This is a genomic window from Paenibacillus sp. FSL R5-0470, from assembly GCF_037975205.1.
Taxonomy (GTDB): domain Bacteria; phylum Bacillota; class Bacilli; order Paenibacillales; family Paenibacillaceae; genus Paenibacillus_AQ.
In genome coordinates this window covers 4,642,257-4,659,222 of record NZ_CP150238.1, presented here as the reverse complement: position 1 = coordinate 4,659,222, position 16,966 = coordinate 4,642,257, and the positions used below count along the sequence as shown (strand labels likewise).

The following is a 16,966-nucleotide window of genomic DNA, read 5'->3' as shown; positions in this document are numbered from 1 at the left end:
TATAGAGAAAAGAAGGAGGAGCATGAATGCTCGAACAGATCGATATGTTTGCTGAAGTTTCTAATAACGGCGAGAATAGCCGTACTGGATACGATGCTGACGACATTCAAGTGCTCGAAGGTCTGGTTGCAGTACGCAAACGACCTGGCATGTATATCGGCAGTACAAGTTCTTCGGGACTACATCATCTAGTATGGGAAATTGTAGATAATGCTGTGGATGAGCATTTAGCCAAGTATTGTACGAAGATTGACTTACTACTTCGCAAAGATGGCTCAGTAACGGTGACGGACAACGGTCGTGGGATTCCAACTGGAATGCATAAGACAGGAGTGCCAACGCCACAAGTTGTATTTACAATTTTGCATGCAGGCGGTAAATTCGGTGGATCTGGTTACAAGAAATCAGGCGGTTTGCATGGCGTAGGGGCTTCAGTAACGAATGCTTTGTCTGAATGGCTTGAAGTAGAGATTTATCGTGAAGGCAAAATCCATCGTCAACGTTTTGAATATTGGGTGGACAAGAAGGGGAAAGAGCATGTTGGCGAACCAGTAACGGGCCTTGAAATTCTGGGCAACACCAACAAAACCGGTTCGAAAATTACTTTTAAACCGGATATTCGCGTCTTTCCAAATGGAATTGCCCTGAATTATGATACGCTGGCAGAGCGAGTACAGGAGATTGCCTTTCTGAATTCCGGTCTGCGTATTACGCTGCATGATGAGCGGAGCAATCGTCAGGACGAGTTCTTTTACGAGGGTGGAGCAAGCCAATTCGTACAGTTCTTGAATGAGGGCAAGGATGTTCTACATGATGTTATTCACTTCAGCGCTGAAAAGGACGATATCGAAGTGGAAGTAGCCCTTCAGTACAATGGAGGCTATACAGAAACCTTGGCTTCCTTCGTTAACTCCATTCCTACTCGTAGCGGCGGTACTCATGAGACAGGCTTTAAGACCGCGTATACTCGTGTGTTGAATGATTATGCCCGACGTACACAACTGCTTAAAGAAAAGGATAAGAATTTAGAAGGAAATGATTTGCGCGAAGGTATGATGGCTGTCATTAGTGTCAAAATGTCCGAAGTAGAATTTGTTGGACAGACGAAGGATCAGCTTGGTAGTGCTTCTGCTCGTAGTGCAGTAGACTATATCGTATCTGAGAATATGGCTCGTTTCCTGGAAGAAAACCCACAGGTAGCACAGAGCCTTCTGAAAAAATCAATTCAGGCCTCGAAGGCTCGGGAAGCGGCTCGCAAAGCCCGCGATGAGATCCGTACAGGTAAGAAACGTAGCGAGAGCTCGAATCTTGGCGGAAAATTATCACCTGCGCAGTCTAAGGATGTTACACGAACTGAGCTGTTTATCGTAGAAGGTGATTCAGCTGGTGGCTCAGCGAAGCAAGGCCGTGATTCAAAGATTCAGGCGATCTTGCCGCTAAAAGGGAAACCGATGAATCCGGAAAAAGCCAAGCTGCTGGATATCCTGAAGAACGATGAATATAAAGCGATCATTTCCACGATTGGTGCAGGAATTGGTCCGGATTTTACCGTCGAAGACAGCAATTATTCCAAAATTATCATTATGACCGATGCGGATACAGATGGAGCGCATATTCAGGTGCTGCTGCTGACATTTTTCTATCGTTATATGAAGCCGTTAATAGATGCCGGAAAGGTTTTCATTGCCCAGCCTCCGCTTTATAAGCTGACCCGCAAAACGGGCAAGCTGGAAACCGTAAGGTATGCATGGAGTGATGAAGAACTGCAAAATTACTTAAAGGAATTCGGCAAAAACTTCGAGCTTCAGCGTTATAAAGGATTGGGTGAGATGAACCCTGATCAGCTGTGGGAAACAACGATGAATCCAGAGTCGCGTACACTGCTTCAGGTGCAGATTGAGGATGCTGCTAAGGCTGAGCGTCGTGTTTCTACACTGATGGGTGATAAAGTCGATCCACGTAAACGCTGGATTGTTGAGAATGTCGATTTCACTGAAATTGTAGAGTAGTTGCAGTTAGTAGTGCTGCAAGTGACGAACACTTCCACTGTTTTTAATTTTTTGGTGATAGGCAAACGGAGTGGCGGAATCGTTCTGGAGGAGCGTTAGCGTTCGCCTTTGTTTCCGGATTTTATCCGCTAACAGCGGTATAATCAAAAAATCTGGAAACAACAGCGACCGGAAGAATGATCCGCAAAGCGAAGTGAAAGAATATCACCAATCTTTAAGAAAGTGGACAGATTGAGGAACAGAAGGTGAGCCAAGTGAGTAGTTTATCAGAACAATTTTTGCCGGCTTTTCTGGAAGAGGTCGTCGGTGACCGCTTTGGTCGGTATTCCAAATATATTATTCAGGACCGGGCGATTCCCGATGTCCGCGATGGACTTAAGCCTGTACAACGCCGTATTCTTTATGCGATGTACGATTCTGGCAACACGCCTGACAAGCCGTACCGCAAGTCAGCCAAAACCGTCGGGGATGTAATGGGTAATTACCATCCACATGGTGACTCCTCGATTTACGACGGTATGGTTCGTATGGCACAGCCATGGAAGATGGGGCATGTTCTTGTTGACGGTCATGGCAACTGGGGCTCGATGGACGATGACCCAGCTGCGGCAATGCGTTATACAGAAGCACGCTTATCTCCGATAGCAATGGAGATGATGCGTGATATCGAGAAGCGGACGGTGCTGTTTAAGGACAACTTTGACAATACAGCCAAAGAGCCTGTGGTTGTTCCTTCCCGGTATCCGAATCTACTCGTAAACGGCACGAGTGGGATTTCCGCAGGCTTTGCCACTGAGATTCCGCCACATAACCTACGTGAGGTTATTGATGCTTGTATCGCAGTGATGCAGAAGCCGGATATTGAACTTGAAGATATCATGACCTTTATGAAAGGTCCGGATTTCCCTACAGGCGGCACTATTATGGGCGGAGACGGCATCATGGATGCTTACCGCACTGGTAAAGGCCGTATTTATTTACGCTCCAAGACTGAGATTGAAAATATGCGTGGAGGCAAGCAACAAATCGTGATTACGGAAGTTCCATTCCAGATTGTAAAATCACGACTAGTTACCTCCATGGAGAATATTCGATTAGAGAAGAAAATCGATGGCATTGCTGAAGTTCGTGATGAGAGTGGTCGAGAAGGACTTCGGATTGTAGTTGAACTCAAGAAAGAAGCGGATGCCCAAGGCGTTTTGGCATATCTGCTCAAAAAAACCGATCTTCAAATCACCTATAACTTCAATATGGTGGCGATTGTCAACAAGGCTCCGCAACAGCTTGGTCTTAAAGCCATCCTGGAGGCTTATATCGCGCATCAGCGTGAAGTAGTGACTCATCGCACCCAATTTGATCTGGAACGCGCAGAAGACCGTGCTCATGTCTTAGAGGGCTTGGTTAAGGCGCTGAATATTCTGGATGAGGTCATCGCTGCCATCAAAGCATCGAAGAACCGTCAGGATGCTCAGAACAATCTCGTGTGGATGTTCGGGTTCAGTGAACGTCAAGCGGATTCTATTCTTACCTTACAATTGTATCGTTTGACGAATTTGGAGATTACTTCACTCCAAAAAGAATTGGATGAAATGATGGCAAAGATTACACATCTGCGTGGCATTTTGGAAAGTGACAAGAAGCTCGTAGCTGTAATCCGTAAGGAATTGCTGGAGATCCGTGATAAATACGGGATCGATCGCCGTTCGCTGATCCAAGGCGAAGTTGAGGAGCTTAAAGTTAGCCTTGAAGCGCTGGTCAACGCAGAGGATGTGTTAGTAGCACTTTCCGCAGACGGTTATATTAAGCGTACAAGTATGCTTTCCTTTACCCGCTCTGGTGGGGAACGTTATACATCAGGCGTTAAAGAAGGCGATCATATCGTTAAGCTGCTCGATGTGAATACCCGTGACAGTCTGCTGGTCTTTACGCGCAAGGGGCAGTACTTCTTACTTCCGGTTCACCAGATTCCAGAGTTTAAATGGAAAGAACCAGGTACTGCGATTGTTAACGTTATCGGATTGTCTAAAGGGGATGGAATCATTAGCGTGATTCCGGTCAATAATCTTGATGATCCGCAGCAAAGCCTCGTGTTTATCACCCGCAGAGGTCAGGTTAAGCGTACAGAGCTCAAGGAATACTCTACAAGCCGCTCTGGAGCCGTAGCAGCCTGTAAGGTAGCAGACGGTGATGAGATCATTACAGTGGCTACTAGTACGAATGACAAGGATATTGTACTCGTGACTCGTGAAGGAATGAGTATTAGATTCCATGAGAATGAAGTTAATCCTATGGGCCGTGTTGCATCCGGTGTAAGAGGCATTCAGCTTCGTGAGGGCGATGAGGTGATTTCTTGCTTCTGGGTCAGTGAAGATGAAGGTGAGATCCTTTCTATCTCCGATATCGGATATGCGAAACGTTCATTACTAGTGGATTATCCATCTCAAAGCCGCGGTGGCAAAGGGATGCCAACCTTTGAATTTAAGGAAGGCAAGCGAGTACGACCAAATGGCAGTAAATTAGCAGGGGCTTTCTATTGCAGAGAACCGCTGGAACTTAATGCAATTACACGGGAGAATGCACATCACACATTCTCTTCTGAATCTGCACCACTCGGAGAGCGTCGTTCTACAGGCAAACAGATTGTTCCTGTGGAGAAAAAGGACGAGATTGTTAATCTTTTCCCGGCAGTTAAGTAAAACGAACTAGTAATAAACAGATTTGTTAAAATAACTTATCAAGGTGCTTAGTCAATTCTTCTTGAGAACTGACTAAGTGCCTTTTTTTAATTTTCCCGCTTATCAGTTTAGAAGATTTATTTTTCTTCTTTTGCAGGAAATGGAATTTGTTTCGCGAAAATGTAGTTATACCGGATAGAACCGCAAGGAAAGGAAGGAATCAGTGTGCACGCTTCTGAATTCAGTAAAATTTGGCATAAAATTTTAAAAGATTACAAACTACATATGGACAGTAATCTTGCCCCATCGCTAACGGATGCCCAACTCACAGTACTTGAACTGCTTCAGGAACGTGATGCCATGAAGCCTTCTGATCTGGCTCCACATCTGGCGACCAGTCCTGCAGCGGTTACTATGTTACTTGATCGGATGGAGAAAAATGGGCTTATCATTCGGGAGAGAGATGCTGCGGATCGCCGTATTGTATGGGTGAGTATAACGGAAATTGGAACGCAGGAGACTGTACGTGGTTTGAAGATCCGCAGTGATTTTTTTGCAGAAGCGCTTGATCCGATATCCTCTCATAACCAACAGCTACTACTCTATTTAATGGGCAAAATGGTTGTTACAACTGCACCGGAAGGTTCTACACCATGAATATATACAACAACTCTTTATTTCAAAAAAAGAAGGCCATCCATTAACGGATAGCCTTCTTTTGTAATTCCTTGGACCATAAATCCCATGGATGGGTTTGCGGAGGCAGGGAAATAAGTTCTACTTCTTCTTTAGTAACAGGGTGGGGAAAGCCTACAAGTGCAGACCACAGTGCAATTTGCTGTCCAGGTCTGTTCACCGAAGCTCCATACTTCTGATCACCGTATAAGGGGCAGCCGATGGAGCTAAGCTGCACTCGAATTTGATGTGAACGACCGGTAAGTAAATCGATCTTGAGCAGGCTGTAACCCTCAGCGCTGCCAAGTACTGTGTAATCCAGAATGGCTTCCTTACCGCCGGGTGTTCCTTTCCGGACTACAGTGACGGTATTGCTCTTGGCGTCTTTAAGCAGCGTATCGGTAAGACGGCCATGAGATGCTGGTGGTTTTCCGTGCACGACCGTTAAGTACACCTTATGAAAGCTGTGAGTTCTGACACACTCGGATAGTCTTGAGGCTGCTTTTGATGTCTTGGCAAAGATCATTGCACCCCCAACCGGACGATCCAGGCGGTGGACTAGCCCCATATAGACGTTGCCAGGCTTGTTAAAGCGTTCCTTCACATCTTCTTTGAGCAGGTTGAGCAGATCAGGATCTCCAGTAGCATCCTCCTGAACAGGAATATTCACGGGCTTCACTATGCCTAGAAGATGATTATCTTCGTACAACACTTCAAAGCGCTTCGACATTCCGTCCAGCGGCTCGTTGCTTCCAGATAAATGCTGTGTCATGGCTTACGCCTCCCAGCGTCCCAGAATGCCGCATGGCAGGTTCATGCCGGAGGAAGTGATCGGAAGACCGATTTCACCGGAGGTGAGCTTCCCACCATAACGTTTACCCATGGTCATCGACAACATATTACGTAGGACAGTTGGAGAAATCCCAGTGGTGTATGAATTGATTAGCATAAACAAAGGTTTGTCGCTCATAATTTGCATACAGCTCTCAAGGAATGGATATAAGCTGGATTCCAGCTTCCACATTTCTCCGCCAGGTCCTCTTCCATAGGAAGGCGGGTCCATTATAATCGCATCATACTTACTACCACGACGTTGTTCACGTTGTACGAATTTGAATACGTCATCCGTGATGTAGCGAACTGGACGATCACCCAGGCCGGACAGCTGGACATTTTCTTTGGCCCATTGCACCATTCCTTTGGCTGCATCCACGTGAACAACAGAAGCGCCGGCACTTGCTGCGGCTACAGTAGCTCCACCAGTGTAAGCAAATAGATTCAGTACAGAGATCGGACGGTTAGCTGCCGCAATCTTGTCCATCATCCAGCTCCAGTTGGCCGCTTGTTCAGGAAATAACCCTGTATGCTTAAAATTTGTAGGACGCAAATGGAATTTTAATTTCCCGTAACTAATTTTCCAATCATCCGGAATTGTTTTCTTCATTTCCCATTGTCCACCACCCGCTGAGGAACGGTGATAATGACCGTGTACATCACGCCATTTCGCTGTCTCATTGGAGAGTGGCCAAATAATTTGTGGATCCGGACGGCGCAGAATAATGTCACCCCAACGTTCAAGCTTCTCTCCACCGCCAGTGTCAATTACTTCATAGTCTTTCCAGTCGCTAGCTATATACATTTTTTAATCCATCCTTCAAAAATTCATTTAGCCTTTATTGTACATCATTTCACCATATAGCTACAAACAAAATACGCACAAGCTCAACACTCTACTTATTTTATCCAATGAAGATTATGTGTATAATATTTCCATGCTCACAGCTATTATTCTGGTAGATCAAGCAATGATTGTATATGATCAGATATCAGAGTCTTTACAATATTTATGATCGGAGAATAGCAGCTTATGTTCAATCTTGCGCCTCTATATTTCCCGATAACTGCAAATCCAGCACAAACTAGTGAATTTCTACCCAGTCAAGCTTTGCAGCCATATATTCGCTGTTTCTGGGGCTCTGTCACACCGCGTATTCCTACAGAGGCATCCGTTCACGTAGTGGACAAGGCATCTGGTTACGAACCTCGAATGGAAACAATTATTCCAGATACATGCATGGACATTATTTGGAATCTGAATGAGTCGACAGGCTTAACAACTACCGTTTTTTCCGGCATCAATGATGCTCCTTTTGAAGTCCCTTCAGACAGAGGGGAAGGTATGATCTCAACCTTTGGTATCCGATTTCATTTCTGGGCCGTTCATTTTTTTGCAGATGACCATCTCCGGGATGTCCTGAATGCATTTGTAGATGTGGACCAATACTTTTGTACTTTTAAAAAAGAGCTAGGACTTCTGCTGGAACAAGCAAATTCTATGAATGATAGGATAGTGGCAGCTGAGGCTTATCTTTTTCAGCGTCTTGAGCGTGGTGGATGGACTAATGATCGAATGATGAATGCAATTTATACCCTAATTAAACAAAAGGGTGTGGTAACAGCTGAGGATTTGGAAACCAGCTCTAATCTAAGCCGACGCCAACTCGAAAGACTTTTTCAAGAATACATAGGTGTATCGCCTAAAAAAACAGCTGACCTTGTGCGATTTCAGAATGTATGGCGGGAAATGTATCAACTGCCTGTGCAGACGAAGAATATGCAGGATCTTATTTTTACGTATGGATTCAGCCACCAGCCTCATTTTATAAACAGTTTCAAGAAATATGCAGGAAGAACACCACTTGAGGCTTTAGTCTATGCGGGCAGATAAATGTCGCAATTTTGCAATACAAAGGGTGCTAGCCTTGTTAAACTCAAGTAAGAAATGGGCACTATGATGATGAGAATGAAAGGGGACAAATTATGATTTCGTCTTTTGAAGGTACTAACATCTACACTAAGGATACTGCTGCGTTGGCTGCATTTTATTCGGAGGTGCTAGGGATTCCAATTCCGTTCGAAGGCTACGGCAATTTTGATGGCGCAAAGATTGGATTCGACAAGAAGCAGCCTGGAATCATCATTTGGGATGAGACGAAATGGGAAAAGCTCACGACTGGCTTTGTTAATTTAGTATTCAGCTGTGATAATCTCGATGAGACGTACGAGCAGTTAAAGGCTAAGGGACTGGATTGTCAGCCACCGGTTACGATGGCGTATGGCGGGAAAGAAATGAATTTCCGCGATCCAGATGGTAATCACATTACCTTGCTCGAAGGAGCATACTAAATAATTTTGAACAAAAAAGGGATTGAACGCAAACAACAACCGTGTGAATAAACGGGAGTTTGCGTTTTTTTTATTTTATTCATTTGACAATGATAATCATTATCAAATAGAATGAGGGTGAAGCACACATCATTTAAATTTTATGTTTAGTAATGGGAGGAACAGAAAGATGACTAAAGTGCTAGTGGCATACGCCAGTCTAACTGGAAACACTGAGGAAATGGCTGAATTGATTGTAGAGGGAATACGCCAAGCAGGCGGTGAAGCCGTTTTGAAATCGGTCACTGAATGTAACGCGGTTGAGATAAATTCATATGAAGGCATCCTGTTAGGGGCATACACTTGGGGAGATGGTGAGCTACCTGATGAAGCTCTTGATTTCTATGAGGAGATGGATGAGCTTGATTTGACTGCTATGAAATCAGCAGTTTTTGGCAGTGGAGACACAGGTTACGCGATTTATTGTGGAGCCGTGGACTTATTCGTGGAGAAGTTAAAGGAACGTGGAGCTGTAATATTACAGGATAGTCTTAAGATTGAATATGGCCCGAACGCTGCTGAAAAAGAAGCTTGCCGTCAATTCGGTCGTCAATTTATCGAAGCTTGTATGGTGGCATCATAGGATGGGCGGGCCAGCGGGAAGTTGGATGAAGAAACAAGTGAATTTACATACGCCTCCATATAAACGACTGCATGATTATCGAGTGGAGCACATTATGCTTGGAGGGGCCGAGAATTTATCAAGCGGAGCTCCAGCGACCGGGCTCCCACGCTGGCGCCAGCAGGTTCAATATGCTGTAGGGCATACACTTAACGACTTTTATAGTTTGCTGCCTGAAGTTCGAAGGGAGACACCGATACAATTTCTGTTAGAGCGTCGTTGGCCACCTAGGGGGGATGCTTTTCCTTCATTACTGCAATATTGGGATATCAAGACGAGTATAGCGGATGAACTAATGCGTATCGTTTCGACCAATCATTTACTGGAAATTCCGGTAATGCTATACGAGCAGTGGTATGTGCCAGTCCCGGAGCTGAGCTTGGAGCTTTCGATGATTACTCAATTAGCTTGGAATTCTACTCAGAATGGTCGAAGCCTGAACATTCAGAAATTTATGGTGAATGGCAATGAGGATACTATTGCGGGCTTTTTGCATATGACAAACGTCTTTTGTTATGCGGCTTACGGTGAACCTGCGGAGACCGTGGAAATCTACTCCTTGCAAGAGGGTCGTAAATACTCTTACAAGGGAAATGCAGTCCCGTATAAGGAGTCTTTGGATTATGTTCGATTGTTATCTGTATTTCTGGAGCAGGAAGTGCACGCTGATGGCTCATTAAACTGTAGCGACCGTAGAAATGATAGAGGCGAAGCTAATGTTGGAGGCTTTGGGCTCATGTGATTACTCCTAATAATAAAATAAGGCCTCCTGCTCTACAGGCGAGAACGCCCATTAGACAGGAGGCTTTAATTCTATGGATTAGCCGATATAACGGTAATAATCCTGTTTATTCTGAATGATAAAGCCACAGCTTTCATATAGCTTAAGCGCATTGGGGTTATCTAGAGCGACCTCGAGATTAATTCCATTATAGTTTTTACGTTCTCGTTCGATCGTTTGAAGAAGTGCACTTCGTCCAATGCCTAGCCCCCGTAGCTTCTTGCTGACAGTAAATCCATAAATCCAGGTTTCATTATCTTCGGTCCACAGCCGCATTTTACCAACAGGTTGTCCGTCCATTTCGATCATAATATGTTCTTGCAGGCCTTCCTGTTTCTGCAGGTCATAGAGTTCGGCAGCATCTTCAGTCTTTATGTCAAAGCCTCCACAATCCAGCTCAACGAGAATTGGGGCTTCGTCTTCACGAGCAGGGCGTAAGATCACAGTCCCTGTGGCTGAGCTTGCTTCAGAAGAAGCAACCGAATTTCCGCCCCATTTCATTTGGTATTCCGCGTGATTAAACTCTAGTGGTAGCGTTTGAAGGAATGCTACACCAGATGATGAGGCAGCAGGAGCGTTTAGAAGTAGGGTATCAACATTGCCTCGTTTGATAATAGTTTGCGCTCGGTTCCACAGTGAGGTGAAGATGCCCCGTCGGCGGTAGCCTGGTCGAACCATACCACAGACCTCCATATCGCTTCCGAATCCATAAAGTCCTAAGAAGCCGACGAGTAAATCATCTTCATAAGTCACGAGCCATTCCGTATCTCCTACGCTTGATGGCTGGCGAAGCATATCCCAATTCAATTTCAATGAAATTCCATCATATTGCTCACAGCGTTCTTGTAATTCTTCTATATTTCTCAAAGTATCAGTAGTAGTCAAACCCGTTTCCTCCTAAAGTGTATTTGAACTAAGTGTATTAGTTCGAATAGGTTAATAAAGCTTCACGGAAACGGGAACGGAGATCAGTCTCGCTCGCCTGTGTTCCCGCTCAGCACGTCCTTATACTCCGGATGCTTCTCAAATTGATGAGCTGCATAGGAGCACACAGGAACAATTTTCAAATTTTCATTTCGAGCCTTATCTACAACAGCCCGTACAAGTTCTTCACCGGTACCTTGACCGCGCAGTTCCTCAGAGACACGAGTGTGGTCAATGACCAATTCCCCAGCATCTTTATCCAAACTGTATGTGATCTCGGCAAGGTCCTTACCGTCATTCGCAACAAAAAAACGTCCTGTTCCAGTTTGAATTTGCATCTTATGGCTTCACTCCTAAAATGTTATTGACTATATTTTACTACCATGATTTGCAAAAAGCGAGGAACGAAGCAGATTGATTGCGCGCCCTGGACGTTTGATGGTGTTCCATAGATGGATTTATCGAGGAAGTTAGGATTATTGGTGTGAATGATGCGCTCATGTTACTCAAGGCAGTTGCTTTGTAATGTTTGTTCTGCAAGTAGTCTGGCTTTGCGGAATGGGGACAGGAGGCAGACGTGATCGAGTGACTTTTGGCGAGCCGAGAAGGTGGGAGGACTAGAATTTCTGGACAAGCTGGTGTGCTGGATACGCAAGCCGGCCCAGACATTCCTGGCACTCTGACGCAGGAACATCCAGGACAGCCGGACTCATGGGAATCCTTGAGACCTCAGCGTGCCAAAACTCCTGTTATCATAATCATCCATTGGAGCTTTCGGACTCAGATGACGTTATTTGCAAATTTTTAGCCGTTTGAGTAAAGTTTCAGACTCCATTGCAGCTATTCCTTAGGAAAAAGCACAAATTAGGCGATTTCTATGCCAATAACGCCTATGGAGTCCGATAGAACCCCAAATTGGGGGGATACTGCTTATAAGGTCCACTGTGCCCGATAGCAACATCGTGAGGGTATGTGTTCACCGATGGAGCCGAACTGTAATGTCCTGCTGCATATGAGTAGCAATTCCCTTTTAGACTCTCGCAATCTCAAAATCAAAGGAGATGAAAATAAATTCTGCATTCAAACAGTAGTCAAGCAGCAGTTAGTGAATTTTTATACACTCCCGTTTATAAAGTAGCTTGCGTATTCTCAGGATAATACAATAAGATTAAGAGAATATCTCACTACTGAAAAGAACCGCTAGCAGGAGGAATCATTGTGGAATACAAAGTTGAGGTTGAATTTGGATCGATTTATGAGTTATTGAATAGCTTACATACTTATCTCTGCAAAAAATCCTATAAGAAGATTGACCTAGGGGTAGCGTGGGTTACTGAAATTGAAAGCACCCTAAGTGAGGAACTATTATCCCGTCTGAAGGAAACTGAATTAAACAATGAATGGAAAATGTTGAATCTGCTCATTTACTGTTGTCCATTCAAGGATGATGTAGACAGTGTACTGAACTGGATTGAAGGGTTAACAGTTGGCGAGTTATATGAGACCTTATCAAAATATGTAAAGGTATTTCCAAGCCATATGGAGGATTACCGTAATCGGGTAGTATTTTTACTCTCCGAATGGAACCGCCAGTACTTTAGTCAATGCAATCCTGCGATTCTAAGCAAATTACAGGAGCATACGGATTTGAAGAACATGGAGCTTAATGAACTGGATACTGCTGATTTTGTGAACAAAACGACCAACGGATTCTATTTCATGCGTACTGATGGGCTTAAGAAGCTTGTATTAATTCCACAGTATCATTTTCAGCCTGCTAATATTATCTATTGCTACGGTGAATTAACAATCTGTCATTATGCGGCCTGGATTTCGATGGAGAACGAGGAAATTTCACCTTTTATGTATAGAGCCATTCGTAGTCTGGGTGAAAAAAGCCGCCTGAAAATTCTCCATGCTCTTAGCGGTGGTCGCAAAACATTCACCGAAATTGTTAAGCATGCGGGAATCTCGAAGGGGATTGTTCACGATCATATTTTTAATCTTCGTTGTGCAGGTTTGCTTCATGCCTATATTGAAGGGGAGAATGTCACCGGATATAGTTTACGCCTGGAAGGCATTCATCGGATGAATGAGCAGCTATTTGAGTATTTAAAATAATCATTTCACAAAAAAAATATAACCATCTAAAAGTCAGAATTCTCTTATGCAGAGAGGGTTTTGGCTTTTTTTAGTTGTCTTAATTTTCATTTGATTCTGTTTATAGAGAATTTTTTTAAAGTTCTCTCTTTACAGAACTCGAAAACCTTTCTATAATGAACATCAGAAGTTATTCATACTTAACAGGTAGGAATTATAGTTATTATTCTATTAGAGAGAAAAGGGAGATAGGTACATGAGAAAAAATGCGATTGTAATCACTTCATTACTGCTTACGGGTTCACTGTTACTTTCTGCTTGCGCTAACAACAGTAATAACGAATCCTCGTCTGGTAACAACGCGGCTGCAGGGTCCAATTCAACCAATGTGGAAGCAACAACTCCGGCAGAGACTGTTCCTGCGGGTGCGCTAAGCGAGCCTTTTACCGCAACCGATTTGTCCAAACTTCCAGCAGTTGCACAGAAACGTACAGACACCATTATCGTAGGGTTAACGGACCCAAGCGGAGCTTTTACTCCGTATTTTCAGCAAAGTGGTTATGATGGCAATGTATCCTCACTGCTATATGCTTCTCTCGTAACTGTAGACGATAAAGGCGTTCCAACACCGGAACTTGCAGAAAGCTGGGATGTTTCGGATGATCAGCTTACATACACGTTCCACTTGAGAAAAGATCTGAAATTCAGCGACGGTTCACCATTGACAGCAGATGACGTGGCTTTTACTTGGACGATCCAATATGACAAATCGTATGACGGTAGCTCCCAGCTTCCATCACTAAATGTTAAAGGCGGCAAAGCCTATAAAGATGGTTCTGCTACAGCAATAGAAGGGATAAAAGTGATTGATCCACAGACGGTCTCAGTGACACTTGAGCAACCAAACGCAACAGCGCTGGTACAGCTCGGCTCGAATGTTCTGTCGAAAGCTTACTATGGCAAGGACTATAAATTTGGAGATCTTGAATACATCAAGAAGCTGCATGAGAAGCCACTTGGAGATGGACCTTACAAGCTGGAGAAATTTATTCCGGGGCAAGAAGTGCGTTTTGTAGCGAATGAGAATTATTTCAAAGGTAAACCAAAGACGGAGCATTTCATTTATAAAACTACGGAAGGCGATGTATGGCAGTTCGTAGAAACAGGTGAGGTAGACTACGCTTCTTTTAGTGCGACAGACGAGAATATCGAGAAGCTGAAAGCGCTCGGTTTTGTTAATATTATTCCTTACACTCCAAGTACCTACGGTTATTTGCAAGTCAATCTGAAGCATGAACAGCTCAAGGATAAGCTTGTACGTCAAGCCATTGTGTACGGTCTGGATCGTCAGAGTATTTATGTAGATGCAGCGCAAGGTGCAGGCTCAATTGCCAACATCCCGGCATCCCCTATCTCTTGGTCTTACACGGAGGAAGGCATTAATCCTTACAAATATGATCCGGAAAAAGCAAAACAATTGCTGGATGAAGCAGGCTGGACAGTAGGCGCGGGTGGTATCCGTGAAAAAGATGGCAAACCGCTTACCATTCACTACCTCGGCTCTAAGAGCAAAAATACAGATATTTTCATTGCTGTAGCTAAAGAGAATTTTGAAGCACTGGGTATCGATTTCCAGCCTGAGGTTTTTGCAGACTTTAACTCTTTGGTATCTAAGGTAGAAGGCGGGGACTACGATCTCGTATCCTTCTCCACTAGTATGTTGACTGATCCGGCTGACGGGTTTATGCAATTCTTCGATGGAGAAATCACGGATTATGACAATCCGAAATTCCTGGAACTGTACAATAAAGCCTTGGCTACTACTGATATTGAAGCACGCAAAGCGGTATACAAAGAGCTGTATCAGCTCTTCAATGATGAACTGCCTATTATTTTCACAAGTTACAAAAAGACTGTATACGCCTATAACGGACGTATTGAGAATCTATCGGTCAGCCCGTTCATCGGTCTTGCTGGCAGTCTGCCAACTTGGAGCCTGAAATAAATAAAACAGTGTCCCCTGCTCTGATGAGCAGGGGACAAATCATAAGGAGTCTGTCATGAGCGCTTATTTATCGAAAAGACTGTTGTACATGGTCATTATCTTATTTGCGGCATCATTATTGATCTTCTGCCTGTATGCTTCAACTCCCGGAGACTTCATAACCGGAAATATCAAATTGACTGCAGAACGTAAAGCTGAGCTGCGTGAGATTTACGGCTTAAACAAGCCGATGCTTGAGCGCTATGGAATCTGGATGAAGAATGCGCTGCATGGCGATTTCGGGTATTCCTTAGCCCAACAAAAGCCTGTGCTGCAGCTTTTTAATGATTATATTTGGAACTCCTTTCTACTGGCTGCCGTTTCCACGTTTCTGACGTGGGTGATTGCAGTTATTATTGGTGTGATTTCAGCTTATAAGCAATATTCCTGGTTCGATACACTCGTGATGATCGCTATATTCGCAGCAATGTCACTGCCGTCATTTTTTATAGGCTTATTCCTGATCAAAATCCTGGCCGTCGATCTCAAGTGGCTCCCTCCGGGTGGAATAATCACGACAGGTAGTAATGCTACGGGTCTGGCGTATTTTAAGGAGATTGTAACGCATATGACCCTTCCAGTTGTTGTTATGACTCTACTTGGATTGGGCTCACTCACCCGTTATTTCCGCAGTAATATGATCGATGTCTTAAAACAGGATTATATCCGCACCGCCCGTGCCAAAGGCTTAAAAGAGCGAAAGGTGCTATTTACACACGCCTTACGTAATGCCTTGCTGCCCGCAATTACACTGGTTGGTTTCGAGCTTCCAGCACTATTTGGCGGATCACTTATTATTGAAAAAATATTCAATTGGCCTGGGATTGGCCAGCTGTATATGCAGTCCTTCGGACTTAGGGATTATCCTTTGCTGATGGGCTTTACGATGTTTATTGCCATACTTACCGTCATAGGAACGTTGCTTTCGGATGTTTTGTACCGGATTGCCGATCCTAGAGTTCGGCTATAGAGAGGAGGAAGCTGACGTGGCAGTTCAAAGTAATGTAGCGGGTATCTCGAAACCCCAGACCACCAAAGGAAAATCCTCTTTATTCCGGCAATCCCTTCGGAGGTTGCTGAAGAACAAGCTGGCGGTATCCGGGTTTGTGGTAGTGATCTTTATGTTTGCGCTTTGTTTTATTGGCCCGCTGTTCTCACCCTATACGGATAACAAAATAAATATGGCACTGATGAACAAGGCCCCTGATATGAAGCATTGGCTTGGCACTGACGCGCTGGGCAGAGATATTTTGACCCGGGTGATGCAGGCAGGACGCATTTCACTAACAGTAGGACTGGCATCAATGGTTCTTTCAGTGTTTATCGGGGCTCTTTTGGGAGCCATAGCTGGGTATTACCGCGGAATCGCCGATCAAATCATAATGCGGATTGCGGATCTTTTATTGACGGTTCCGAGTTTGCCGCTGCTTTTTATTTTTGGAGCATTATTATCAGAGTGGAAGATTCCAACGGACTACCGGATGTATATCGTTATGCTTATGCTCAGCATTGTGAGCTGGCCAGGTATGGCGCGTATGGTACGGGGGCAAATGCTTAGTCTGAGAGAACGTGAGTTTATGCAAGCAGCTGTAGTATTAGGCCTTCGGGATCGGCGTAAATTATTTAACCATTTGCTGCCGAACATTATCCCGCTGCTGATCGTTATGGCAACGCTCAACATCGGTGGCGCTATTCTGAGTGAATCGGTTCTTAGCTTTTTTGGGCTAGGTGTTATGCCGCCAACGCCAACCTGGGGCAATATGATTGACGCAGCGAATAATATGATCGACTTCAAGGATCGGCCGTGGCTGTGGATTCCGCCTGGGCTATCCATCTTCGCGACAGTAATCGCGATCAATATTTTTGGTGACGGACTCCGGGACGTACTTGATCCTAAACAGAAGAGGTAGG

General features: G+C 44.5%; 15 protein-coding genes. 11 read left to right on the top strand and 4 right to left on the bottom strand.

The window, feature by feature from the left end:
* Positions 1–26 precede the first annotated feature (26 nt).
* The 3 genes from parE (at position 27) to MKY99_RS20605 (ending at position 5,341) form a co-directional block, all read left to right on the top strand.
* Positions 27–2,009, top strand: a complete 1,983-nt coding sequence (gene parE / locus MKY99_RS20615) for a DNA topoisomerase IV subunit B (protein WP_042190046.1) — start codon at positions 27–29, stop codon at positions 2,007–2,009.
* Positions 2,010–2,263: 254 nt separating this feature from the next.
* The gene (gyrA, locus tag MKY99_RS20610) at positions 2,264–4,705 is read left to right on the top strand and encodes a DNA gyrase subunit A (RefSeq protein WP_339266112.1); all 2,442 of its coding nucleotides are present in this window, start codon (positions 2,264–2,266) and stop codon (positions 4,703–4,705) included.
* Positions 4,706–4,909: 204 nt separating this feature from the next.
* Entirely contained in the window at positions 4,910–5,341 is a 432-nt protein-coding gene (locus tag MKY99_RS20605; protein WP_076284605.1) for a MarR family transcriptional regulator, read from the top strand.
* Positions 5,342–5,384: 43 nt separating this feature from the next.
* Here the strand turns inward: MKY99_RS20605 and MKY99_RS20600 are convergent, their stop codons facing one another.
* A complete protein-coding gene (locus tag MKY99_RS20600) occupies positions 5,385–6,131 on the bottom strand; it encodes an RluA family pseudouridine synthase (protein ID WP_231573316.1) in 747 nt (248 codons plus the stop codon).
* 3 nt (positions 6,132–6,134) lie between these two features.
* Complete coding sequence (locus tag MKY99_RS20595) at positions 6,135–6,998, bottom strand: class I SAM-dependent methyltransferase (RefSeq protein WP_042129425.1); 864 nt, start codon at positions 6,996–6,998, stop codon at positions 6,135–6,137.
* Between the two features lie 228 nt (positions 6,999–7,226).
* On the opposite strand from MKY99_RS20595, the gene MKY99_RS20590 reads away from it, so the two are divergent.
* From MKY99_RS20590 to MKY99_RS20575, 4 genes are all read left to right on the top strand, one after another.
* Positions 7,227–8,087, top strand: coding sequence for a helix-turn-helix domain-containing protein (locus MKY99_RS20590; protein ID WP_339266110.1), 861 nt, complete (start codon positions 7,227–7,229; stop codon positions 8,085–8,087).
* Between the two features lie 92 nt (positions 8,088–8,179).
* Positions 8,180–8,545, top strand: a complete 366-nt coding sequence (locus tag MKY99_RS20585; RefSeq protein WP_042190035.1) for a VOC family protein — start codon at positions 8,180–8,182, stop codon at positions 8,543–8,545.
* A 169-nt stretch (positions 8,546–8,714) separates the two neighbouring features.
* The gene (locus MKY99_RS20580; RefSeq protein WP_339266108.1) at positions 8,715–9,167 is read left to right on the top strand and encodes a flavodoxin; all 453 of its coding nucleotides are present in this window, start codon (positions 8,715–8,717) and stop codon (positions 9,165–9,167) included.
* 25 nt (positions 9,168–9,192) lie between these two features.
* Entirely contained in the window at positions 9,193–9,948 is a 756-nt protein-coding gene (locus MKY99_RS20575; protein WP_339266106.1) for a hypothetical protein, read from the top strand.
* 78 nt (positions 9,949–10,026) lie between these two features.
* On the opposite strand, the gene MKY99_RS20570 is transcribed toward MKY99_RS20575, so the two are convergent.
* Entirely contained in the window at positions 10,027–10,872 is an 846-nt protein-coding gene (locus MKY99_RS20570; RefSeq protein WP_076284608.1) for a GNAT family N-acetyltransferase, read from the bottom strand.
* 83 nt (positions 10,873–10,955) lie between these two features.
* Entirely contained in the window at positions 10,956–11,249 is a 294-nt protein-coding gene (locus MKY99_RS20565) for a GNAT family N-acetyltransferase (protein ID WP_042190028.1), read from the bottom strand.
* Between the two features lie 880 nt (positions 11,250–12,129).
* On the opposite strand from MKY99_RS20565, the gene MKY99_RS20560 reads away from it, so the two are divergent.
* The 4 genes from MKY99_RS20560 (at position 12,130) to opp4C (ending at position 16,965) form a co-directional block, all read left to right on the top strand.
* A complete protein-coding gene (locus MKY99_RS20560; protein ID WP_339266104.1) occupies positions 12,130–13,032 on the top strand; it encodes a winged helix-turn-helix domain-containing protein in 903 nt (300 codons plus the stop codon).
* Between the two features lie 235 nt (positions 13,033–13,267).
* A complete protein-coding gene (locus tag MKY99_RS20555) occupies positions 13,268–15,016 on the top strand; it encodes an ABC transporter substrate-binding protein (protein WP_339266101.1) in 1,749 nt (582 codons plus the stop codon).
* Positions 15,017–15,071: 55 nt separating this feature from the next.
* Positions 15,072–16,025, top strand: a complete 954-nt coding sequence (locus MKY99_RS20550) for an ABC transporter permease (protein ID WP_339242616.1) — start codon at positions 15,072–15,074, stop codon at positions 16,023–16,025.
* Between the two features lie 16 nt (positions 16,026–16,041).
* Positions 16,042–16,965: an oligopeptide ABC transporter permease gene (opp4C, locus tag MKY99_RS20545; protein WP_156113156.1), complete on the top strand. Its 924-nt coding sequence runs from the start codon at positions 16,042–16,044 to the stop codon at positions 16,963–16,965.
* Position 16,966: the final 1 nt, after the last annotated feature.

What these genes read in the sequence shown, in the direction of transcription:
- parE (WP_042190046.1), top strand. Translation starts at nt 27, where the DNA reads ATGCTCGAACAGATCGATATGTTTGCTGAAGTTTCTAATAACGGCGAG.
- MKY99_RS20600 (WP_231573316.1), bottom strand. Translation starts at nt 6,131, where the DNA reads ATGACACAGCATTTATCTGGAAGCAACGAGCCGCTGGACGGAATGTCG.
- MKY99_RS20595 (WP_042129425.1), bottom strand. Translation starts at nt 6,998, where the DNA reads ATGTATATAGCTAGCGACTGGAAAGACTATGAAGTAATTGACACTGGC.
- MKY99_RS20590 (WP_339266110.1), top strand. Translation starts at nt 7,227, where the DNA reads ATGTTCAATCTTGCGCCTCTATATTTCCCGATAACTGCAAATCCAGCA.
- MKY99_RS20585 (WP_042190035.1), top strand. Translation starts at nt 8,180, where the DNA reads ATGATTTCGTCTTTTGAAGGTACTAACATCTACACTAAGGATACTGCT.
- MKY99_RS20580 (WP_339266108.1), top strand. Translation starts at nt 8,715, where the DNA reads ATGACTAAAGTGCTAGTGGCATACGCCAGTCTAACTGGAAACACTGAG.
- MKY99_RS20575 (WP_339266106.1), top strand. Translation starts at nt 9,193, where the DNA reads ATGAAGAAACAAGTGAATTTACATACGCCTCCATATAAACGACTGCAT.
- MKY99_RS20565 (WP_042190028.1), bottom strand. Translation starts at nt 11,249, where the DNA reads ATGCAAATTCAAACTGGAACAGGACGTTTTTTTGTTGCGAATGACGGT.
- MKY99_RS20555 (WP_339266101.1), top strand. Translation starts at nt 13,268, where the DNA reads ATGAGAAAAAATGCGATTGTAATCACTTCATTACTGCTTACGGGTTCA.
- MKY99_RS20550 (WP_339242616.1), top strand. Translation starts at nt 15,072, where the DNA reads ATGAGCGCTTATTTATCGAAAAGACTGTTGTACATGGTCATTATCTTA.